Source organism: Serratia nevei, assembly GCF_024160145.1.
In the GTDB taxonomy this organism is placed as follows: domain Bacteria; phylum Pseudomonadota; class Gammaproteobacteria; order Enterobacterales; family Enterobacteriaceae; genus Serratia; species Serratia nevei_A.
The window spans coordinates 1-22334 of the sequence record NZ_JAMYWQ010000049.1; the positions used below are offsets into that span (position 1 = coordinate 1).

Annotated in this window: 20 protein-coding genes and 1 riboswitch; of the genes, 10 read left to right on the forward strand and 10 right to left on the reverse strand. The window is 59.5% G+C overall.

The annotated features are described in order from the left end of the window. Positions 1 to 549 precede the first annotated feature (549 nt). Both purH and purD read left to right on the forward strand, forming a co-directional pair. The gene (purH, locus tag M6G53_RS22625) at positions 550 to 2139 is read left to right on the forward strand and encodes a bifunctional phosphoribosylaminoimidazolecarboxamide formyltransferase/IMP cyclohydrolase (RefSeq protein WP_100247391.1); all 1590 of its coding nucleotides are present in this window, start codon (positions 550 to 552) and stop codon (positions 2137 to 2139) included. 48 nt (positions 2140 to 2187) lie between these two features. Further along, a complete protein-coding gene (purD, locus tag M6G53_RS22630) occupies positions 2188 to 3471 on the forward strand; it encodes a phosphoribosylamine--glycine ligase (protein ID WP_253334646.1) in 1284 nt (427 codons plus the stop codon). 49 nt (positions 3472 to 3520) lie between these two features. Here the strand turns inward: purD and M6G53_RS22635 are convergent, their stop codons facing one another. From M6G53_RS22635 to nudC, 6 genes are all read right to left on the reverse strand, one after another. Next, positions 3521 to 4192 (reverse strand): DUF1481 domain-containing protein, encoded by a 672-nt coding sequence (locus M6G53_RS22635; protein ID WP_253334648.1) that lies wholly within the window; start codon positions 4190 to 4192, stop codon positions 3521 to 3523. A 36-nt stretch (positions 4193 to 4228) separates the two neighbouring features. After that, positions 4229 to 4501, reverse strand: a complete 273-nt coding sequence (gene hupA, locus M6G53_RS22640) for a nucleoid-associated protein HU-alpha (protein WP_004929874.1) — start codon at positions 4499 to 4501, stop codon at positions 4229 to 4231. Between the two features lie 189 nt (positions 4502 to 4690). Further along, entirely contained in the window at positions 4691 to 5281 is a 591-nt protein-coding gene (locus M6G53_RS22645) for a YjaG family protein (RefSeq protein WP_025160203.1), read from the reverse strand. Between the two features lie 48 nt (positions 5282 to 5329). Next, positions 5330 to 6007: a deoxyribonuclease V gene (nfi, locus tag M6G53_RS22650; RefSeq protein ID WP_301286294.1), complete on the reverse strand. Its 678-nt coding sequence runs from the start codon at positions 6005 to 6007 to the stop codon at positions 5330 to 5332. 18 nt (positions 6008 to 6025) lie between these two features. Next, entirely contained in the window at positions 6026 to 7090 is a 1065-nt protein-coding gene (hemE, locus tag M6G53_RS22655; protein ID WP_048232446.1) for a uroporphyrinogen decarboxylase, read from the reverse strand. Positions 7091 to 7128: 38 nt separating this feature from the next. Further along, positions 7129 to 7896: an NAD(+) diphosphatase gene (nudC, locus tag M6G53_RS22660; protein ID WP_253334652.1), complete on the reverse strand. Its 768-nt coding sequence runs from the start codon at positions 7894 to 7896 to the stop codon at positions 7129 to 7131. 100 nt (positions 7897 to 7996) lie between these two features. Between nudC and M6G53_RS22665 the strand changes: the two genes are divergently transcribed. From M6G53_RS22665 to M6G53_RS22700, 8 genes are all read left to right on the forward strand, one after another. Then, positions 7997 to 8500, forward strand: coding sequence for an Rsd/AlgQ family anti-sigma factor (locus M6G53_RS22665; RefSeq protein ID WP_048232444.1), 504 nt, complete (start codon positions 7997 to 7999; stop codon positions 8498 to 8500). A gap of 39 nt (positions 8501 to 8539) precedes the next feature. Further along, positions 8540 to 8664, forward strand: a riboswitch (TPP riboswitch). A 114-nt stretch (positions 8665 to 8778) separates the two neighbouring features. Then, complete coding sequence (thiC, locus tag M6G53_RS22670; RefSeq protein WP_253334654.1) at positions 8779 to 10722, forward strand: phosphomethylpyrimidine synthase ThiC; 1944 nt, start codon at positions 8779 to 8781, stop codon at positions 10720 to 10722. Further along, positions 10715 to 11365: a thiamine phosphate synthase gene (gene thiE, locus M6G53_RS22675; RefSeq protein WP_253334656.1), complete on the forward strand. Its 651-nt coding sequence runs from the start codon at positions 10715 to 10717 to the stop codon at positions 11363 to 11365. The genes thiC and thiE overlap by 8 nt, the downstream gene beginning before the upstream one ends. After that, positions 11358 to 12107 (forward strand): HesA/MoeB/ThiF family protein, encoded by a 750-nt coding sequence (locus tag M6G53_RS22680; protein ID WP_253334658.1) that lies wholly within the window; start codon positions 11358 to 11360, stop codon positions 12105 to 12107. The genes thiE and M6G53_RS22680 overlap by 8 nt, the downstream gene beginning before the upstream one ends. Continuing rightward, positions 12104 to 12304, forward strand: coding sequence for a sulfur carrier protein ThiS (gene thiS / locus M6G53_RS22685; RefSeq protein ID WP_016929423.1), 201 nt, complete (start codon positions 12104 to 12106; stop codon positions 12302 to 12304). The genes M6G53_RS22680 and thiS overlap by 4 nt, the downstream gene beginning before the upstream one ends. A 1-nt stretch (position 12305) precedes the next feature. Beyond that, positions 12306 to 13085 (forward strand): thiazole synthase, encoded by a 780-nt coding sequence (locus M6G53_RS22690; RefSeq protein ID WP_253334660.1) that lies wholly within the window; start codon positions 12306 to 12308, stop codon positions 13083 to 13085. Then, on the forward strand, positions 13085 to 14218 hold the full coding sequence (gene thiH, locus M6G53_RS22695; protein ID WP_253334662.1) for a 2-iminoacetate synthase ThiH: 1134 nt from the start codon (positions 13085 to 13087) through the stop codon (positions 14216 to 14218). Before M6G53_RS22690 ends, thiH begins: the two co-directional genes overlap by 1 nt. A gap of 727 nt (positions 14219 to 14945) precedes the next feature. After that, entirely contained in the window at positions 14946 to 15725 is a 780-nt protein-coding gene (locus M6G53_RS22700) for a helix-turn-helix domain-containing protein (protein ID WP_301286293.1), read from the forward strand. Here the strand turns inward: M6G53_RS22700 and M6G53_RS22705 are convergent. The 4 genes from M6G53_RS22705 to rpoC all read right to left on the reverse strand — a co-directional run bounded on the left by M6G53_RS22705 (position 15711) and on the right by rpoC (position 22287). Continuing rightward, positions 15711 to 16985, reverse strand: a complete 1275-nt coding sequence (locus M6G53_RS22705) for a sensor histidine kinase (protein ID WP_253334664.1) — start codon at positions 16983 to 16985, stop codon at positions 15711 to 15713. The two genes, M6G53_RS22700 and M6G53_RS22705, sit on opposite strands and share 15 nt — an antisense overlap. 1 nt (position 16986) lies before the next feature. Further along, positions 16987 to 17451, reverse strand: coding sequence for a putative pterin-binding protein (locus M6G53_RS22710; RefSeq protein ID WP_253334665.1), 465 nt, complete (start codon positions 17449 to 17451; stop codon positions 16987 to 16989). Next, positions 17451 to 17897: a GNAT family N-acetyltransferase gene (locus tag M6G53_RS22715; RefSeq protein ID WP_049202132.1), complete on the reverse strand. Its 447-nt coding sequence runs from the start codon at positions 17895 to 17897 to the stop codon at positions 17451 to 17453. The genes M6G53_RS22710 and M6G53_RS22715 overlap by 1 nt, the downstream gene beginning before the upstream one ends. A 166-nt stretch (positions 17898 to 18063) precedes the next feature. Further along, positions 18064 to 22287 (reverse strand): DNA-directed RNA polymerase subunit beta', encoded by a 4224-nt coding sequence (gene rpoC, locus M6G53_RS22720; protein WP_047729347.1) that lies wholly within the window; start codon positions 22285 to 22287, stop codon positions 18064 to 18066. Between the last annotated feature and the right edge of the window lie 47 nt (positions 22288 to 22334).

Below are 22334 nucleotides of genomic sequence, written 5' to 3' on the forward strand. Positions count from 1 at the left end.
TATTTTTTTGCATCCGAAGATGCTGGATATCGTCTTGTGGAGTGCCCACACAGATTGTCTGATAAATTGTTAAAGAGCAGTGAGTTAGGCGCTTTCGCTTGCTAACTCGAGGTGGCGTATATTACGCCTTCCTCTTTCAGAGTCAACCCTAATTTTCAGGATTTTTTCTCTGCGACCCCCGGATACTCTGTGAAGTTGCTCACATGTTCCGTGTCGATGGAGGCGCATTATAGGGAGTTCCTCGCAGGCCGCAACAGGTATTTTCAGCAAAAACGATCGTTCGCTGCATTCCACAGCAAAACCCCGCCTTATACCCACTTGCACACAGTGTTATCCACAGATGCGATTTGCACGGAAAATTTACGAGCGCCACGCAAACGTTTTCGCTACAATTCCCCGCGACGAAACGATCCCCCTTTTTATGGGGGCGTTACCTGAATATGTGCCTGACCCTCCCTTTATAAGGCAAAAAACCTTCCTTATAGAGAGAACGAGGTGGACATTCACGTAACGCTCTTTAATTGCGACTCAAAGCCAAGGGATAAAACCATGCAACAACCTCGTCCAATCCGCCGGGCCCTGCTCAGCGTGTCTGACAAAGCCGGTATCGTTGAATTCGCCGAAGCGCTTTCCCAGCGCGGCGTTGAACTGCTCTCCACCGGCGGCACCGCCCGCCTGCTGGCAGACGCCGGTCTGCCCGTTACCGAAGTGTCCGACTACACCGGCTTCCCGGAAATGATGGACGGACGAGTTAAGACCCTGCACCCGAAAGTTCACGGCGGTATCCTCGGCCGCCGCGGCCAGGACGACGCGGTCATGAATCAGCATGACATCAAGCCTATCGACATGGTGGTCGTCAATCTGTACCCGTTCGCCCAAACCGTGGCGCGCCCGGATTGCTCGCTGGAAGACGCGGTCGAGAATATCGATATCGGCGGCCCGACCATGGTGCGCTCCGCCGCCAAGAACCATAAAGACGTCGCCATCGTGGTGAAGAGCAGCGACTACGCCGCCATCATTACCGAGATGGACAACAACGACGGCTCGCTGCGCTATGCCACCCGCTTCGATCTCGCCATCAAGGCCTTCGAGCACACCGCCGCCTACGACAGCATGATCGCCAACTACTTCGGCGCGCTGGTGCCGGCGTACCACGGCGAGACCGAACAGCCGTCCGGCCGCTTCCCGCGTACCCTGAACCTCAACTACATCAAAAAGCAGGATATGCGCTACGGTGAGAACAGCCACCAGCAGGCCGCCTTCTATATAGAAGAAGAGGTAAAGGAAGCTTCCGTCGCAACCGCCGAGCAGCTGCAGGGCAAGGCGCTGTCCTATAACAATATCGCCGATACCGACGCCGCGCTGGAATGCGTGAAAGAGTTCGCTGAGCCGGCCTGCGTGATCGTCAAACACGCCAACCCTTGCGGCGTGGCGATCGGCGACGACATCCTGGCCGCCTACGAGCGCGCTTACCAAACCGACCCGACTTCCGCCTTCGGTGGCATCATCGCCTTTAACCGCGAGCTGGATGCCGCCACCGCGCAGGCGATCATCAGCCGCCAGTTTGTGGAAGTGATCATCGCGCCAAACGTTACCCAGGAAGCGCGCTCCCTGCTGGCCGCCAAGCAGAACGTGCGCGTGCTGGCCTGCGGCCAGTGGCAGCAACGCGTGGCGGGGCTGGACTTCAAGCGCGTCAACGGCGGCCTGCTGGTGCAGGATCGCGATCTGGGCATGGTAACCGCCGCCGATCTGCGCGTGGTATCCGAGCGCCAGCCGACCGAGCAGGAACTGCGCGACGCGCTGTTCTGCTGGAAAGTGGCCAAGTTCGTGAAATCCAACGCCATCGTTTATGCCCGTGACAACATGACCATCGGCATAGGCGCCGGCCAGATGAGCCGCGTTTACTCCGCCAAGATCGCCGGTATCAAAGCAAGCGACGAAGGGCTGGAAGTAAAAGGGTCCGCCATGGCCTCCGACGCCTTCTTCCCGTTCCGCGACGGCATCGATGCTGCCGCTGCGGTCGGCATCACCTGCGTGATCCAGCCGGGCGGCTCGATCCGCGACGACGAAGTGATCGCCGCCGCCAACGAACACGGCATCGCGATGATCTTCACCGACATGCGTCACTTCCGCCATTAATTCCTTTTGCCGCGTGCGCTCCGGCGCACGCCATTCGTGGAGCCCCTGATGAACATCTTGATTATCGGCAACGGCGGGCGCGAACACGCGCTGGCCTGGAAAGCCGCCCAGTCTCCGCTGGCGGACAAAGTCTACGTTGCGCCGGGCAATGCCGGCACCGCGCTGGAAGCCAATCTGGAAAACGTGGCGATCGCCGCCACCGACATCCCTGCCCTGGTCGCTTTCGCCCAGAGCCATGACATCGGTCTGACCATCGTCGGGCCGGAAGCGCCGTTGGTGATCGGCGTGGTCGACGCCTTCCAGGCCGCCGGTCTGAAAATTTTCGGCCCGTCGCAGGCCGCCGCGCAGCTCGAAGGCTCCAAAGCCTTCACCAAGGATTTCCTGGCGCGCCACCGCATCCCGACCGCCGAATATGAAAACTTCACCGAGGTGGAGCCGGCGCTGGCCTATGTGCGCCGCAAAGGCGCGCCGATCGTCATCAAGGCCGATGGCCTGGCGGCCGGTAAAGGCGTGATCGTCGCGATGACGTTGCAGGAAGCCGAAGAAGCCGTGCGTGACATGCTGGCCGGCAACGCCTTCGGCGACGCCGGTCATCGTATCGTGGTGGAAGAGTTCCTCGACGGCGAAGAAGCGAGCTTCATCGTGATGGTCGACGGCGAAAACGTGGTGCCGATGGCCACCAGCCAGGACCACAAGCGCGTCGGCGATGGCGACACCGGCCCGAACACCGGCGGCATGGGGGCCTATTCCCCAGCGCCGGTCGTGACCGACGAAATCCACCAGCGCGCCATGGATCAGGTGATCTGGCCGACGGTGCGCGGCATGGCGGCGGAAGGCAACACCTACGTCGGCTTCCTGTACGCCGGCCTGATGATCGCCGCCGATGGCCAGCCGAAAGTGATCGAATTCAACTGCCGCTTTGGCGATCCGGAAACCCAGCCCATTATGCTGCGCCTGCGTTCCGATCTGGTGGAACTGTGCCTGGCGGGCGCAGAAGGCCGTCTGAACGAGAAAAGCTCCGACTGGGACGAACGCCCTGCGCTCGGCGTGGTGCTGGCGGCCGGTGGTTATCCGGGCGACTATCGCAACGGCGAGGTTATCCGGGGATTGCCGCAGCAGGAAAGCGCCGACGGTAAGGTCTTCCATGCCGGTACACGCCTGCAGGGTAATGACGTCGTCACCAGCGGTGGCCGCGTGCTGTGTGTAACCGCACTGGGCGACACCGTGGCGCAGGCGCAGCAACGCGCCTACCAGCTGGCCGAAGGCATTCAGTGGCCGGGCAGCTTCTGCCGCACAGATATCGGTTATCGCGCGATTGCGCGCGGCAAGTGATTTGACCGTATAAGATCATGACGAGAGGCTCCGCAGCGCGGGGCCTTTTTTATAGCTGGTCTTCTTTGGGTTCCCAGCTGCAGAAATCGTCGTTCGCTACCAGCAGCAGTTCGCTGCCCTCGGGCGCTTCCAGCCAGGCGACGCTCACCGGCCGGCTGCTGCTACGGGCACGTTTCTCGATCCAGACGATGGAGGCGGCGTCCAGCCCCGGTTTTACGCGTTGGCCGTCGCAGGTTTGCACCTCGCCCTGCATCCAGCGCCCCTGCAGCAATTTCACCTTGCCGGCGCGCAGCGCATTGCTCACCTCGAGGATACGCCGCGCCTGATATTGGTACAGGGCGATTTCATCGTGGGTCAGCGGTTCGCGGCGTGTCGCCAGCTGGCGCTGCATAAAGCTCACCGTGCCATCATCGGCAAAGCGCAGTTGAATGGAATCTCGATCGCCGTCGGCGTCGTTACGTTTGATTTGGCGCAGCACGTCGCCCTGATAGGTGTACAGCGTGGTGATGGTACCCGGCCCGCGGTAAGGGCTGTAGACGCTGACCAGCACCTGCGGGCGATGTTGTTCGTCGTCTTTACGCCACAGGCGTATCACGCCCTGATCGGCCACGAAGCCGCTGGCGGTAAAGCTGGGAATATCGGAATGGGAACTGCAGGCGCTCAGGCCGACGGCGATGCCAACGGCCATAAGCGCCCGACGAGTAAACAAAAGGGGCACCATCGCCCCTCTGTTTAATCTTTTCACCGAGGCGCGGTCTTATTTAACAGCGTCTTTCAGTGCTTTGCCAGAAACGAACGCAGGCACGTTGGCGGCTGCGATTTTGATTTCTTTGCCAGTCTGCGGGTTGCGGCCAGTGCGCTCGCTACGATGGTTTACTTTGAAAGTACCGAAGCCAACCAATTGTACTGCATCACCTTCTTTCAGAGACTCAGTAATAGCAGCCAGGGTGGATTCCAGAGCCAGTTTAGCTTGTGCTTTGGAAAGGTCAGCCTTGTCCGCGATTACATCAATCAGTTGAGTCTTGTTCATAAGTTATCCTTACAGTGTGTTTATCGTTTGCAAAGCATCGAGTGCGACGGATATGCCGATTGACAGCACTCTCCTGCATACACGCACCGATAGCCACTTTTTTTACGCCCCCCAAATGTAGACCAGACAGGGTGCGGATGTGAAGCCTTAAGGCATGACAAATCAGGCGTTAAATCACGTTTTGTTGCCTTATTGCGCTAAATTTATCCCGATGTTGCTGACACCCGCCTCTCGCAGGTCGGATCGCAGCCCCTTGATCAGGTCTATATCGCGCTCTTCACAGGCGTCCAACAGGCGGAAAATTTCCCATTGAATGTCCCATTCTTCCTCTACCGCAGGCAAACTTTCCAACTCTTCGTCGGTCATTTCCTTACCGGCTTGGGTCATTTCCAACATCGCCACGGTGCGAATCGATGTTTCGCTGATGGCGATGGCGTGCTCCAGCGTCTCCCCGCCGAGCCGCGAATGGATCAGTTCCCCTAATGCGATACAGGCATCAATTGCCGGGTAAACGCCGTAAAGATCGTAATCTTCCGCCGACGGAATCGCCTCTTCCAACTTCTCGAGCTGGCTGTCGAAGTTGACCTTGGCGTCCTTAACCACCAGCGTTTCCCACACCAAATCCAGAATGCGGCGATAAACCGCCGGATCGCCGAACTCGGTCTGTTTGCAGAACATCTGGTAATTCGGGTACATACGCTCGCACAAACTGGCCATAAAGGTCAAATGTTGCCAGGCCTCGAGCCGTTCCAGGCGTAAATGAATCGGGTTACGTAGCATGCTTTACTCTCTTACGCGTTATCTGCGGCGCAGTGTACCCGAAATCGCTCATGGCGACACCTCCGGATGCTGCTGCAACCAGCGCTGAAACGCCGGACGACGCGATGCGATGGCGTCGGCCCAGCGGGTCGGCTCCGGCAAACGGTAGCCCGCCATACAGCGCTGCACCCATGCCAGCGCGCTGTCGGCGCCCACGCGATGGCCGGTAGAGATGAACAGCGGGTTGCAACGCGCCTTGCTGCGCCACACCCAGCCCAGCTGTTCACCCTTATCTTCCAACGGCGCCAGCGCGCCGACGGCGGCGTCCAGCGGCGCAAATTTGCCGCACAGGCGCTTCTTGGCCACGCCGATGGTCGGCACATCGACCAGCAGGCCGAAATGACTGGCGACGCCGAGACGCCGCGGATGCGAAATACCGTGCCCATCGACGAAGATCAGCCCCGGTTTCTGCTGCAGCTGCCCCCAGGCGGCCAACAACGCCGGGTATTCGCGAAACGACAGGAAGCCCGGGATGTAGGGCATGACGGTGGCGATGCGCGCCACCTGATACTCCACCAGCGCCAGCGACGGATAGCGCAGGACGGCGATGGCGGCGCGCGTCACCGCCCCTTCTTGTTCGAAGCCCACGTCGGCGCCGGCGATGAAGGCCGGTGGTTCAGCCGGCAGATCGTCGTAGCGAATGACTTCAGCCGCGCGCCGAAGCTGTTCGGCGCGCAGGGCCGCCATTTCGGTCACATCGGATCCTTAACGGTGGTATTTCGCCGAGTGCGCGTGTACCGCCTCGACGAAGGCGCCGGCGTGCTCCGGCGGCACATCCTGATGGATGCCGTGGCCCAGATTGAACACGTGGCCGTTACCGTGGCCGAAACCGGCCAGAATGGTCTCCACTTCTTCTGCGATGCGCGCCGGGGAGGCATACAGCATCGAAGGATCCATATTGCCCTGCAGCGCCACTTTGTCGCCCACGCGCCGACGCGCGTCGGCGATGTCGGTGGTCCAATCCAGCCCCAGCGCATCGCAGCCGGTGGCGGCCATCGCCTCCAGCCACTGCCCGCCGCCTTTGGTGAACAGCGTCACCGGCACGCGGCGGCCCTCGTTTTCACGCAGCAGCCCGTCGACGATCTTGTGCATGTAGTGCAAAGAGAACTCGCGGTAATCGCGCCCGGTCAGCACGCCGCCCCAGGTGTCGAACACCATCACCGACTGCGCGCCGGCTTTAATCTGGGCATTGAGGTACAGGATCACGCTGTCCGCCAGCTTGTCCAGCAACAGGTGCAGCGTGGCCGGTTCGGCATACATCATCTTTTTCAGCTTGGTGAAGGCCTTGCTGCTGCCGCCTTCGACCATATAAGTCGCCAGCGTCCACGGGCTGCCGGAGAAGCCGATCAGCGGCACTTCGCCCTTCAGCTCGCGGCGAATGGTGCGCACCGCGTTCATCACATAGCCCAGCTCCACTTCCGGATCGAACACCGGCAGCTTGTCGACGTCGGCGCGGCAGGTGACGGGGGAGCTGAAACGCGGACCTTCGCCGGCTTCAAAGTACAGGCCGAGCCCCATGGCGTCGGGAATGGTGAGAATGTCGGAGAACAGGATGGCGGCGTCCAGCGCATAACGGCGCAGCGGCTGCAGCGTAACCTCGCAGGCCAGCTCCGCGTTCTTGCACAGCGACATGAAATCACCGGCCTGGGCGCGGGTCGCCTTGTACTCCGGTAAATAACGACCGGCCTGGCGCATCATCCATACGGGGGTCACATCCACCGGCTGGCGCAACAGCGCGCGCAGGTAGCGATCGTTCTTCAACTCAGTCATTTATGGGGCTCCCTTAATAATCTGCCGGCCATTGTACATTATTCTGCCCGGCACAGCGCCACGGTGTCCTCAATCAACCGGCGCGCCACGGTGCCGGGCGGCGGCAGCAGCGGCAGCTGGTCGTAGCGATACCAGCCGGCGTTGAGCAGCTCCCTGGGATCGTGGCGAATGTCCCCCTGATGGTAGTCGGCCATAAAGGCCATCATCAGCGAGTGCGGGAACGGCCAGGGTTGTGAAGTGACGTAGCGCAGGTTCTTGATTTCAATATTGCTCTCTTCCATCACTTCGCGCGCCACCGCCTGTTCCAGCGTTTCGCCCACTTCGACGAAGCCGGCCAGCACCGTGTGGATACCGCCGCGATGGCGCACGTGTTGCGCCAGCAGGATCTGATCGTCGCGCCGAATGGCGACGATCACGCAGGGTGCAATTTGCGGGTAGTACCGCTCTTTGCAGTGGCTGCACAGACAGGCGCTTTCGGTGCGGCTGAGGTGCATTTCATGGCCGCAATAGCCGCAGTAGCGATGAGAGCGGTAGAAATCCGCCAGCTGCACGCCGCGCCCGGCGAGCTGGAACAGACCGCGATCCTGATCCAACAGCTGACGCACCGATCCCATCTCCCGCGGCATCGCCTGGCGCACCAACCAGACCGGCGCGCCCTCCCATTCACCGATGGTGCGCGCCATGTGGCCCTGCAGCCCGAGGGCGGCGGCCGTCCCCGACGGCAATTCACCGTTCGGTAACCAAAGTTTGCTTTCATGGCTGACGATCCACCAGCCGTTTTCATTGCCCGTTAATGCAAGTTCCATATCGTTGTTGCACAACCTCAGCTTCACTGGCACTCTACGAATCGGCTTTGTTACATTTTAATAACTTACCGGTTACTTTATTACTTACACGGAGTCAAACATGCTCAACCGTTTGGAAAGGCTGACTCAGCGCGTTGGCGGTAGTAATGAATTAGTTGATCAATGGCTTCAGGCCCGCAAACAGTTGCTGGTCGCCTACTGCACGCTGGTAGGCCTCAAACCGAATAAAGAAAAGCATACGCCGCTGAATGAAAAAGCGCTGGAGAACTTTTGCCACAATCTGGTGGATTACCTCTCCGCAGGGCATTTTCATATCTATGACAGAATTATCAAACAAGTGGAAGGCGCAGCCAGTCCGAAAATGTCGCTGGCGGTGAACATCTACCCCAAGCTGTGGGCCAATACCGAACAGATCATGGCGTTCCACGATCGCTATACCGAAGTGGATATCGATCAGGAGGTTTGTCTGGAATTCCACCAGGCCTTGTCGGATATCGGCGAAACGCTGGCGGCGCGCTTTGCGCTGGAAGATAAGCTGATCCAGCTGGAGGCGGAGGCCGCGCAGCAACCGCTGCCGGACCAGGCGCTGGATCCCGCGCGTTAAAATTTTATAGTTTTTTTTCTTATCCCTCCTATACTGGGGGGCATCTTGTCGGAGTGCCTAGCGCCTGATTTGTTCATCGAATCAGCCAGGCTGAGACCGTTAATTCGGGATCCGCGGAACCTGATCGGGTTAATACCCGCGAAGGGAACAAGAGTAATCTATCGCCACAGGCACGGCCTTCCCCTTGCGGGCGCCCTGCCTTATCGGCCACCATCATTACTCCCTCCGAGCTCCAGACAAGCAACTTTCCCAACCCAACACACTGGTAGGAACTTGCTATGTCTAACGTTAATCCACCGCGCGCCCGTAAAGCGCAACGCGAAGCCGCCCAGCAGTTTATCGACACCCTGCAAGGCATGGCTTTCCCGAACTCACGCCGCATCTATCTCCAGGGCTCGCGCAGCGATATCCAGGTGCCGATGCGCGAAATTCAGCTCAGCCCGACCCTGCTCGGCGGCAGCAAAGACCATCCGCAGTATGAACCCAACGAGGCGATCCCGGTGTATGACACCGCCGGCCCCTACGGCGATCCGCAGGCCGAGCTCGACGTGCACGCCGGCCTGGCCAGGCTGCGCGCCGGCTGGATCGACGCGCGCGGCGATACCGCCACCCTCAGCGGCGCCAGCTCCGGCTTCACCCAGCAGCGGCTGGCGGACGAGGGGCTGGATCACCTGCGCTTCGAACATCTGCCGCTGCCGCGCAAAGCGCTGCCGGGCAAGTGCGTCACCCAACTGCACTATGCCCGCGCCGGTATCGTCACCCCGGAGATGGAGTTCATCGCCATCCGTGAAAACATGGGGCGCGAGCGCATTCGCGGCGAGGTGCTGCGCCACCAGCATCCGGGCCAAAGCTGGGGCGCCAACCTGCCGGACAACATCACGCCGGAGTTCGTGCGCCAGGAAGTGGCCGCCGGCCGCGCCATCATTCCCGCCAACATCAACCACCCGGAAGCGGAGCCGATGATCATCGGCCGCAATTTCCTGGTGAAGGTGAACGCCAACATAGGCAACTCGGCGGTTACCTCATCGATCGAAGAAGAGGTGGAGAAGCTGGTGTGGTCCACCCGCTGGGGCGCGGACACCGTGATGGATCTCTCCACCGGCCGCTATATTCACGAAACCCGCGAGTGGATCCTGCGCAACAGCCCGGTACCCATCGGCACCGTGCCGATCTACCAGGCACTGGAGAAGGTCAACGGCGTGGCGGAAAACCTCACCTGGGCGATGTTCCGCGATACGCTGCTGGAACAGGCGGAGCAAGGGGTCGACTACTTCACCATCCACGCCGGCGTGCTGCTGCGCTACGTGCCGATGACCGCCAAACGCCTGACCGGCATCGTGTCGCGCGGCGGCTCGATCATGGCCAAATGGTGTCTGTCGCACCATCAGGAAAACTTCCTCTATCAGCATTTCCGTGAAATCTGCGAGATCTGCGCCGCCTACGACGTTTCGCTGTCGCTCGGCGACGGCCTGCGCCCCGGCTCGATTCAGGACGCCAACGACGAAGCCCAGTTCGCCGAGCTGCATACGCTGGGCGAGCTGACCAAAATCGCCTGGGAATACGACGTGCAGGTGATGATCGAAGGCCCGGGCCACGTGCCGATGCAGATGATCCGCCGCAACATGACCGAAGAGCTGGAACATTGCCACGAAGCGCCGTTCTACACCCTCGGCCCGCTGACCACCGATATCGCCCCGGGCTATGACCATTTCACCTCCGGCATCGGCGCGGCAATGATTGGCTGGTTCGGCTGCGCCATGCTGTGTTACGTCACGCCGAAAGAGCACCTCGGCCTGCCGAACAAAGAGGACGTCAAACAGGGCCTGATCACCTACAAGATCGCCGCCCACGCCGCCGATCTGGCCAAAGGCCATCCGGGCGCACAGATCCGCGATAACGCCATGTCCAAGGCGCGTTTCGAATTCCGCTGGGAAGATCAGTTCAATCTGGCGCTCGATCCGGCCACCGCGCGCGCCTATCACGACGAAACCCTGCCGCAGGAATCCGGCAAGGTCGCCCACTTCTGCTCGATGTGCGGGCCGAAATTCTGCTCGATGAAGATTTCGCAGGAGGTGCGCGACTACGCCGCCGCCCAGGAGGCCGCCAAGCCGATCGAAGTGCAGCTGACCGGCATGGAGAAAATGTCCGCCGAGTTCCGCGCCCGCGGCAGCGAGCTGTATCACAGCGCCGGCACCCTGCAAGAGGAGACAAGCAATGACTGATATCACGACCCCCTTCCCGGCGACGCCCCACAAACTGGGGCTTTACCCGGTCGTCGACAGCGTGGAATGGATCGCTCGCCTGCTGGAGGCGGGCGTCACCACGATCCAGCTGCGCATCAAGGATCTGCCGGACGAACAGGTTGAAGAGGATATTGCCGCCGCCATCGCGCTGGGTAAGCGTTATCAGGCACGGCTGTTCATCAACGACTACTGGCGGCTGGCGATCAAGCACGGCGCCTACGGCGTGCATCTGGGCCAGGAAGATCTCGATACCACCGATCTGGCGGCCATTCACCGCGCCGGGCTACGGCTGGGCGTGTCCACCCATGACGACGCCGAGCTGGCGCGCGCGCTGGCGGTAAAACCGTCCTACATCGCGCTGGGGCACATCTTCCCCACCCAAACCAAAGACATGCCTTCGGCGCCGCAGGGGCTGGCGGAGTTGAAACGCCACATCGCCGGCCTGGCGGATTACCCGACGGTGGCGATCGGCGGGATCAGTATCGATCGCGTACCGGCGGTGCTGGCGTGCGGCGTCGGCAGCGTGGCGGTGGTCAGCGCCATCACCCAGGTGCCGGACTGGCGTGCGGCGACGGCCGAGCTGCTGCGGCTGATCGAAGGCGAGGACCCGCACGATGCTTAACGATCAGGAGTTCCTGCGCTACAGCCGCCAGCTGCTGCTGGAGGACATCGGCCCGGAAGGCCAGGAGAAACTCAAGCGCGCCACGGTGCTGATCGTCGGTTTGGGCGGGCTCGGTTCCCCGGCTTCGCTGTATCTGGCCGCCGCCGGCGTCGGCACGCTGCTGTTGGCCGACGACGACCAGCTGCACATCACCAACCTGCAGCGGCAGATCCTCTACCGCAGCGCCGATACCGCCACCGGCAAGGCGGCGCTGGCGCAACGCCATCTGCAGGCGCTGAACCCGTTGGTGGAATCCATCCCGCTGGCACAGCGGCTGCAGGGGCAAACGCTGCGCGACGCGGTCGCCCGCGCCGACCTGGTGCTGGACTGCTGCGACAATATGGCGACCCGTCATGAGGTCAATGCCGCCTGCATCGCCGCCGCCAAGCCGCTGATCAGCGGCAGCGCGGTCGGTTTCAGCGGCCAGCTGCTGGTGCTCGAGCCACCCTATGCGCACGGCTGCTACGCCTGCCTGTACCCGGATCAGGAAGAGCCGCAGCGCAACTGCCGCACCGCCGGGGTGCTCGGCCCGGTGGTGGGCGTGATCGGCACTCTGCAAGCGCTGGAAGCCATCAAGATGCTGGCCGGCATGTCTTCCTCCCTCAGCGGTAAACTGCGGCTGTTCGACGGCAAGCAGCAGAGCTGGAGCACGCTGCAACTGAGCCAGGCCCGCGCCTGCCCGGTATGCGGAGGCGCGGCATGAAGATCCGTCTGAACGACCAACCGCTGGAGCTGGCGCAGCCGCTCAGCGTCGCCGCCCTGCTGACCCAGCTGGAGCGCCACCAGCCGGGCACCGCGCTGGCGATCAACCAAACCATCATCCCGCGCGCCGACTGGGCCGACCATCAGGTGCAGGACGGTGACGACATTTTGCTGTTTCAAGCGATCGCCGGAGGCTGACATGCTGAAAATCGCCGATACCACTTTTACCTCGCGCCTGTTCACCGGCACCGGCAAGTTCGCCACCCCGGCGTTAATGCTGGAGGCGCTGGCGGCCTCCGGCTCACAGCTGGTGACCATGGCCATGAAGCGCGTCGATCTGCGCGGCGGCAACGACGCCATTTTGGCGCCGCTGCAGCAGTTGGGCGCCCGGCTGCTGCCTAACACCTCCGGCGCCAAAACCGCCGCCGAAGCGGTGTTCGCCGCCCGGCTGGCGCGTGAAGCGCTCGGCACCCACTGGGTGAAGCTGGAGATCCATCCCGACGTGAAATACCTGCTGCCGGATCCGATAGAAACGCTGAAGGCGGCGGAAACGCTGGTGAAAGACGGTTTTGTGGTGCTGCCCTATTGCGGTGCCGATCCGGTGCTGTGCAAACGGCTGGAAGAGGTGGGCTGTGCGGCGGTGATGCCGCTCGGCGCCCCTATCGGCTCCAACCGCGGTCTGCGCACCCGTGACTTCCTCGAGATCATCATCGAGCAGGCCAAGGTGCCGGTGGTGGTCGACGCCGGTATCGGCGCGCCGAGTCACGCGCTGGAAGCGATGGAACTGGGCGCCGACGCGGTGCTGGTGAATACCGCCATCGCCGTGGCGCGCGATCCGGTTCAGATGGCGCGGGCATTTCGCCTGGCGCTGGAGGCCGGCGAACTGGCGCGCAGCGCCGGATTGGGTGCCAGCCAGCGCGGTGCCGTCGCCTCCAGCCCGCTGACCGCCTTCCTCAGCCAGCCAGAGGAGGCGCAGTGATGGCCGACGATTTCAGTAGCCGCTGGCAACAGCTGGATTGGGACGACATGACGCTGCGCATCAACGGCAAAACCGCACGCGACGTGGAACGCGCGTTGAACGCCGACAAGCTGACGCGCGACGACTTTATGGCGCTGATCTCCCCCGCCGCCGCAGCGTATCTGGAACCGCTGGCGCAGCGCGCGCAGCAGCTGACCCGTCAGCGCTTCGGCAACGTCGTCAGCTTCTATGTGCCGCTGTACCTCTCTAACCTGTGCGCCAACGACTGCACCTATTGCGGCTTTTCGATGAGCAACCGCATCAAGCGCAAAACGCTCGATGCGGCGGAGATCGCACGCGAGTGCAAAGCCATCAAGGGGCTGGGGTTCGAACACCTGTTGCTGGTCACCGGCGAGCATCAGACCAAGGTCGGCATGGACTATTTCCGTCAGCACATTCCGGCCATCCGCCGCCACTTCAGCTCGCTGATGATGGAAGTGCAGCCGCTGGCGCAGGACGAGTACGCCGAACTGAAAGCGCTGGGCCTGGATGGCGTGCTGGTCTATCAGGAAACCTACCATCCGGCCACCTATCTGCAGCACCATCTGCGCGGCCAGAAACAGGATTTCCATTGGCGCCTGGCCACGCCGGATCGCCTGGGGCGCGCCGGGATCGACAAGATCGGCCTCGGCGCGTTGATCGGCCTGTCCAACAGCTGGCGTACCGATTGTTACCTGCTGGCGGAACATCTGTTCTACCTGCAGCAAACCTACTGGCAGAGCCGCTACTCGATCTCGTTCCCGCGGCTGCGCCCCTGCGCCGGCGGCATTGAGCCGGCGTCGATCATGAGCGAGCCTCAGCTGGTGCAGCTGATCTGCGCCTTCCGGCTGTTCGCGCCGGACGTTGAGCTGTCGCTGTCTACGCGTGAGTCGCCTTACTTCCGCGATCATATGATCCCGGTGGCGATCAACAGCGTCAGCGCCGGATCCAAGACCCAGCCCGGCGGCTATGCCGACGACGTGCCGCCGGAGCTGGAACAGTTCGAGCCGCACGACGGCCGCACGCCGCAGCAGGTCGCCGAAGCCATCAGCAACGCCGGGTTGCAGCCGGTGTGGAAAGACTGGGACGGTTATCTGGGACGCGGCGCGCAATAAATGGCAACGCTTGCCACCGGGTGAAGAAAGTGCTGGAGCGACCGCGCAATGCCGAACGGCGGCGCTGGCGCCGGCAAGCGCACCGGCTATAGTGACCTTGCCGACCGCCAACCCCGGCGTCGGCCGGGGCCGTTACCCTCTCGATGGCCCCGCCTTATCCAACCCCGGATCGCGCCGGAAATGCTCTTGCGCGACGCCGGGCCCTCGTCAAGGGCAACGCCACAGACACCAAATCTGCGCCGGCGAGACCGCCCGGGCCCGTTGTCTGGTTGGTTAAGGTGATAGGCATCGTCACGTTCACTCACTCAGGGGTGATATTCATAGGCGCTGTTGCGGCAGAAAAGTGGGGAAAGAGGAAAAAAGAAGGTACAGCGCGAAGAGAGGTTCGAGTAGTCATCCCCGATGCTGCCAATGGCCCTGGTGTTGGCCGCAGAGCTTTTTGCCGCCTGCTCCCTGCTTACGGACAAGAGCAGGCGGTTTATTTTGTGAGACTGGCACCCCCCCAGGACGCGAATCACACAGTATGTGCGCTAATTAACCATATAAATGGCTAAATGTGAATGTCTTTTGAGTGCTTTTTTATTTATTATCGAGTGTATTTTGAGTTTGCCAAGGAAAATCAAACTGATATCACCGCAACGCCCGAGGCTTCATCTATAATCCAGCACGGATCCTCGCGCCAGCTTTGCCACGCTCGCGGTCAACATCAAAAAAAGCCAAGGTTGCCATGAAGAAAACGCCGAATTACATTGATGCAATCAGCGCGTTGCTCACTCTGAAAGGAGTTGGCGACAGAAAACATGCTTCCACGATGGCCAACATACTGAGCCTTCAGTACAACAGCGCCAAACAGAAACTGGACGGTAAAAGAGGCATCACCCTCGACGAGGTCAAAAAGGTTTTTCAGTACTTCAACGAGCCGTTTGCCGGCCAAAGGACGCATAACGGCGTCTTTATCATGAACAGCATCCACAAGCGCTGCAACATTGAGGCCGACGAGTGCCCGGTCACGCAAGCGGACAACGACGAAACCTACGCCTACAAAAAAGACGGCCTTTTCATCATCCACACCGGTCGGGAATATGCCGCCGATGCTCCGCTGTACAAAGTCAACAAAATAGACTTTCTGCCGGCCCCGCGCATCGCAATCCTGGACAATGACAGCGATATCCTCGAACTGTTGCAGAAGATCGCCAGCCGATACGGCATCGAGACCGAGACCTTTCAGACGGCAGACGCCATGCTGGCCGCGCTGGAACAGCAGTCCTTTGAGGCGTTTATTCTGGACTGGCTGTTGGACTTCGGCGAGACCTCCGAACGCGTTGTGAAAAAAATTAAAGACGCTCTCGATCCGCACGCCCGCATTATTATTCTGACCGGCCAGCTGAATCACTACGAGAAAAACATCGGCGATATGATCCTGCACTATGACGTGCACCTGGTGGAAAAACCGACCAAGCCGCTGATTATCTCCTCGCTGCTGCTGTCGAACTTATTCTTTAATTAGTTTGACCGGGATGCGAATCAAAAACGATGAGCCAACCCCTTCGGCGGATTTGACTTTGATGGCGCCCTTCAGCGTCGTGACGTAATTTTTGATAATGGTCAGCCCCAGCCCCAAGCCCTGCCGCGTTTCCCTTTCTACCCCCTGATTGAACGCCTTATATAACCGATCCAGATTATCGACGTTAAACCCAATACCGGTGTCTTTTACCCGAAAATACAGATTGCCGTGACACACCTTCACATTGAGAGCAACCACGCCCCGGTGGGTAAATTTGTCCGCGTTGCTGAGCAGGTTAGCCAATATTCGGTAGAGCTTGTATTTATCAGAACAAATCAGGCCGGCATAAGACGAACGGTGAATCACCAGGCGATTGCCGCGGCCGGCGCCGATGCCGGTTACGGCATCGTCCACCACCTCATTCAGCCGGAAGGTGGAAATATTGATTTTGACTTCCCCCATCTCAAGGCGCGAATAGTCCATCACCTCGCGCGTTTGTTCGGCGATTTTATTGCCGTGATAGGAAATCAGGCGGGCTTCTTTTTTCAACGCCTCCTGCGCCAGCTCATGCTCCATGATATCCGCGGCAATGACGATGGCCTGGGTCGAACCGGCGATCTCGTGGTAGATGGAAGAGATAAAGATGTTCTTGTTCTTGATGATCTCTTTTAACGAGAAGGCATTCCTCAGCACCAGAAACATCATCAGGAACACCAAGACCAGCGAAAAGAGGGCGAACATCTCGGCTTTGCTCGAGTTATCCTGGATGATGGCTTTCACTTCGGTGAAGTTTTTAATCTGTATCCGGTAAATAATCTCCTGGATATCGACCAGCGTACCCTCGATATCATCCATATAAGAGAGAATGTCCGCCTTGTTTTTCTGCCCCACCAGCAAGCCGGCGGAGAGCGCGTCCAACGTGCGGTACTGCTGCTTCAGCAGCGCAACATTCTTGATGAACTCGTCGTCGTAATAAAAAGAGTCGCTGAAGGTCGAACGGCTCTCCAGAATCTGAATCTTCGAGTAGAAGATTTTCTTTTTGATCTGGAAGGCATCGTAGTCGTTGTTTTCACTGAGCAGCAGCGCGGTTTTGGTCCTTTCAAACGCCAGAAAAAGGATCTCGGCCACCGAGTAGTTGTCCAGATTGGGCTCGATTTGTTTATAGCGCTCTTTTACACCGCCGAAGTTAATGGCAATCAACAAAATCAACAAGGAGAAGATGGCAACCAACGCGATAAGAGTACCGATCAGTTTTTTGCTCATCTTATTTCATCTCCAGCCGTTTTATTTGCCAGACGGTTTTCGCATTCACATCCAGACTATTCAGCTCGGCATATTGGTCGCGCGGATAAATAATGGCGAACGGCCCTAGCTCCCCAACGTCGATCGGCTTGCCGCCGCGCTGATAGGCGACGATCACGCGGTATTTAATCATTTCGTCAATCGGCATCGAGTAGGAGTAATCGTCCCAGGCGAAAGCGCGCAACGACTGGCCTTGCAGATGATAGGCTTTCACCAGCTCCGCAAACTCAACGCCGGTGAACGTTTCTTCCGGGGTGAAATTGGTCGAGGTTTTAATCGTGTGCGGCGGCATCGCCTCCAGCATCTGCCGGGTAATCTTGATCTTCTCGCCGTCGAGCGGTTTCAGGTAAAAATAGTCAACGGCCGCATACAGCGGTGCGCTGAACAGCGAAAGCAGCAGTAACGTCATCAATCCTTTGATTGTCATTATTCACCCTCTTTACGTTTCACCAGTTCGGCCTGGCCAAACTCATCCTGCCCGACCACGGCCCAGCCGTGATGTTGATAAAAGCCTTCTGCTTTGGAGCCGGGATCGGTGGTTAAGTGGATAGCTTCGGCGCCGTGTTCAAACATCCAGTGAGTGACCCGGGCCAGCAAGGCGGAGCCGATCCCCTTCGACTGGTATTCCGGCTTCACGAACAGGCCGCCGATCAGCGGTTCGGGGATGAACAGCCCGAAGCCAACGCCGGCATAGTCGTCGCCATGCTTGCAGATCCAGCCACCGCCCTGGTTGATGTCCTCCAGCGCCTGCTTGCGCTGCAGGTACTGGATCTGATGCGGGTGCAGCAGGTTTTCTTCAACGGAAAAGCGGATCTCATACAGGTAAGGCAGGTGTTGCGCCGTCAATTTTTCGAAGGTAATAAGGCTGTCCATGTTCGCACTGTCCTTGGTTGTCTGGTAAAAAGCGCCGGTCAATTTCTGCTGTAACCATAGTAGCAAAGTTTGCTCGGCCCCGGCATGAGGCGAAAAAAAACCGCCCCCGAGGGAGCGGTTTATCTGGCGATGGGCCTGGCATGCCGGGCCCGCGGCGCGGTGACGATTACTCGTCGTCGCTGCCGCCCAGGCCTGCGTTGAGCAGCTCGGCCAGGTTAGCCGTCGCTTCTTCCGCGCTGACTTGCGGAACAACCGGCGCTTCACCCTGAGCACGACGACGCATGCGATCCTGATGATAAGCGTAACCGGTACCGGCTGGGATCAGACGGCCCACGATGACGTTCTCTTTCAGGCCACGCAGTTCATCACGCTTGCCGGCTACGGCCGCTTCGGTCAGAACGCGCGTCGTTTCCTGGAACGATGCAGCGGAGATGAAGGACTCGGTCGCCAAGGAAGCCTTGGTGATACCCAGCAGATCGCGCGAGAAGGTTGCCGCGATCTTACCTTCAGCTTCCAGCTGACGGTTGGCAATCTTGACGCGAGACACTTCAGCCTGCTCGCCTTCCAGGAACTCGGAGCCACCAGCGCTAACGATGGTGCCTTTACGCAGCATCTGACGAACGATAACTTCGATGTGCTTATCGTTAATCTTAACGCCTTGCAGACGGTAAACTTCCTGCACTTCGTTGGTGATGTAGCGGGTAACCGCATGCACGCCACGCAGACGCAGAATGTCGTGCGGAGACTCTGGGCCGTCGGAAACGACGTCGCCACGTTCCACCACTTCGCCTTCGAACACGTTGAGCTGACGCCATTTCGGAATCATCTCTTCGTAAGCGTCGCTGCCGTCCAGCGGAGAGATCACCAGGCGACGTTTGCCTTTGGTCTCTTTACCGAACGAGATAATCCCGCTGATTTCAGCCAGGATTGCCGGCTCTTTCGGACGACGCGCTTCGAACAGGTCGGCAACGCGCGGCAGACCACCGGTAATATCCTTAGTACCGCCGGATTCCTGAGGAATACGCGCCAGGGTATCACCCGCACCGATCTGAATGCCGTCTTCCAGCTGAACGATCGCTTTGCCCGGCAGGAAGTATTGAGCAGGCATATCGGTACCTGGGATCAATACGTCTTCGCCCTGAGCGTCAACGATTTTCAGTGCCGGACGCAGGTCTTTACCGCTACCGGTACGCTCTGCGCTGTCCAGTACGACCAGAGAAGACAAACCGGTCAGTTCGTCGGTCTGGCGAGTAATGGTCTGGCCGTCAACCATGTCCGCGAAGCGAATGAAGCCGCTGACTTCACTGATGACCGGCATGGTGTGCGGATCCCAGTTAGCAACGGTTTCGCCGCCGTTAACTTCTTCACCGTCGCCTTTGCCCATCACGGCACCGTAAGGCACCTTGTAGCTTTCTTTGGTACGGCCGAATTCGTCGATCAGCTTCAGTTCGGTGTTACGCGAGGTGATCACCAGCTTGCCCGCGGCGTTCATAACGAACTTCGCGTTGCTCAGCTTGAGGCTACCCTTGTTTTTCACCTGGATGCTGGATTCAGCAGCCGCACGAGATGCCGCACCACCGATGTGGAACGTACGCATCGTCAGCTGTGTACCCGGCTCACCGATGGACTGTGCCGCGATAACGCCGATGGCTTCACCTTTGTTGATGATGTGGCCACGTGCCAGGTCGCGACCGTAGCAGTTTGCACACACACCAAAGTCGGTTTCACAGCTCACCACGGAACGGACTTTAACGCTGTCGACAGAGTTCTCTTCCAACAGGTCACACGCCTTCTCGTTCAGCAGGGTGTTGCGTGGCACCAGAATGTCCGCCGTACCCGGCTTGAGGACGTCTTCTGCCGTCACACGGCCCAGAACGCGTTCACGCAGCGGCTCTTTCACGTCGCCACCTTCGATGACCGGAGTCATCAGGATGCCGTCGTGGGTGCCACAGTCGTCTTCGGTCACCACCAGATCCTGCGCCACGTCAACCAGACGACGGGTCAGATAACCGGAGTTCGCGGTTTTCAGTGCGGTATCCGCCAGACCTTTACGAGCACCGTGGGTGGAGATGAAGTACTGGAGTACGTTCAGACCTTCACGGAAGTTCGCGGTGATTGGCGTTTCGATGATGGAGCCGTCCGGCTTCGCCATCAGACCACGCATACCGGCCAGCTGACGAATCTGAGCGGCGGAACCACGCGCACCGGAGTCGGCCATCATAAAGATGCTGTTGAAGGAAACTTGCTGTTCCACTTCGCCGTCACGGTTAACCACGTCTTCTACCGACAGGTTTTCCATCATCGCTTTCGCAACGCGTTCGTTCGCTGCAGCCCAGATATCGATCACTTTGTTGTAGCGTTCGCCGGCGGTAACCAGACCAGACTGGAACTGCTCCTGGATCTCGGCAACTTCGGTTTCCGCTTCTTCGATGATCTCCGCTTTCTTGGCCGGGATAACCATGTCGTCGATACCTACGGAAGCGCCGGAACGGGCTGCGTAAGCAAAACCGGTGTACATGATCTGGTCAGCAAAGATAACGGTCGGCTTCAGGCCCAGGATGCGGTAACAGGTGTTCAGCATCTTGGAGATCGCTTTCTTGCCCAAAGGCTGGTTAACGATCGAGTACGGCAGACCTTTCGGTACGATCATCCACAGGATGGCGCGGCCGATGGTGGTGTCGATGATGCTGGTCTGAGAAGTCCATTCGCCTTCGGCGTTTTTGACGTCTTCGGTGATACGCACTTTAACGCGCGCATGCAGAGACGCCAGGCCGGCGCGGTAAACACGCTCAGCTTCTTTGGAACCGTTCAGCACCATGCCTTCGCCCTTGGCGTTAACACAGTCGCGGGTCATGTAGTACAGACCCAGTACAACGTCCTGAGAAGGAACGATGATTGGCTCGCCGTTCGCAGGGGACAGGATGTTGTTGGTGGACATCATCAGCGCACGCGCTTCCAGCTGGGCTTCCAGCGTCAGCGGTACGTGAACGGCCATCTGGTCACCATCGAAGTCGGCGTTATAGGCCGCACAAACCAGCGGGTGCAGCTGGATCGCTTTACCTTCGATCAGAACCGGTTCAAACGCCTGGATACCCAAACGGTGCAGGGTTGGTGCACGGTTCAACAGTACCGGGTGTTCGCGGATCACTTCGTCCAGGATATCCCAAACGACGGCTTCTTCACGCTCAACCATTTTCTTGGCGGCTTTGATGGTAGTGGCCAGGCCACGCAGCTCCAACTTGCCGTAGATGAACGGTTTGAACAGCTCCAGCGCCATCTTCTTAGGCAGACCGCACTGATGCAGACGCAGGTATGGACCTACGGTGATTACGGAACGGCCGGAGTAGTCAACGCGTTTACCGAGCAGGTTCTGACGGAAACGACCCTGCTTACCTTTGATCATGTCGGCCAAAGATTTCAGAGGACGTTTGTTGGAACCGGTGATGGCACGACCGCGACGGCCGTTATCCAGCAGGGCGTCTACCGCTTCTTGCAGCATACGCTTTTCGTTGCGCACGATGATGTCCGGCGCAGCCAGATCCAGCAGGCGTTTCAGACGGTTGTTACGGTTGATCACGCGGCGATACAGATCGTTCAGATCCGACGTCGCGAAACGACCGCCATCCAGCGGAACCAGCGGGCGCAGATCCGGCGGCAGTACCGGCAGCACGGTCAGGATCATCCACTCCGGCTTGTTACCGGACTGTACGAACGCTTCCAGCAGCTTGATACGCTTGGTCAGCTTCTTGCGCTTGGTTTCGGAGTTGGTTTCGTTCAGCTCTTCGCGCAGCTGCTCGCACTCGGCTTCCAGATCCATGTTTTTCAACAGGGCCTGAATAGCTTCCGCACCCATCTTGGCGTCGAATTCGTCACCGAACTCTTCCAGCGCATCCAGATACTGCTCTTCGGTCAGGATCTGACGGCGCTCGAGGTTGGTCATACCGCCTTCGACCACCACATAGGATTCGAAGTACAGTACGCGTTCGATGTCACGCAGCGGCATATCCAGCAGCAAACCGATGCGGGATGGCAGCGATTTCAGGAACCAGATGTGCGCGGTCGGCGAAGCCAGCTCGATGTGGCCCATGCGCTCACGACGCACTTTGGTCTGGGTCACTTCAACGCCGCACTTCTCACAGATCACGCCGCGGTGTTTCAAGCGCTTGTACTTACCGCACAGGCACTCGTAATCTTTTACCGGCCCGAAGATACGGGCGCAGAAAAGGCCGTCACGCTCAGGTTTGAACGTACGGTAGTTAATGGTTTCCGGCTTCTTAACTTCACCGAACGACCACGAACGGATCATGTCTGGCGAGGCCAGAGCAATCTTGATCGCATCAAACTCTTCGGTCTTAGTTTGCGCTTTCAGAAACTTCAATAAGTCTTTCACGGATTGGCTCCTGTCGGAGTTAAACCTGTTGGGTACCCACAACCGCA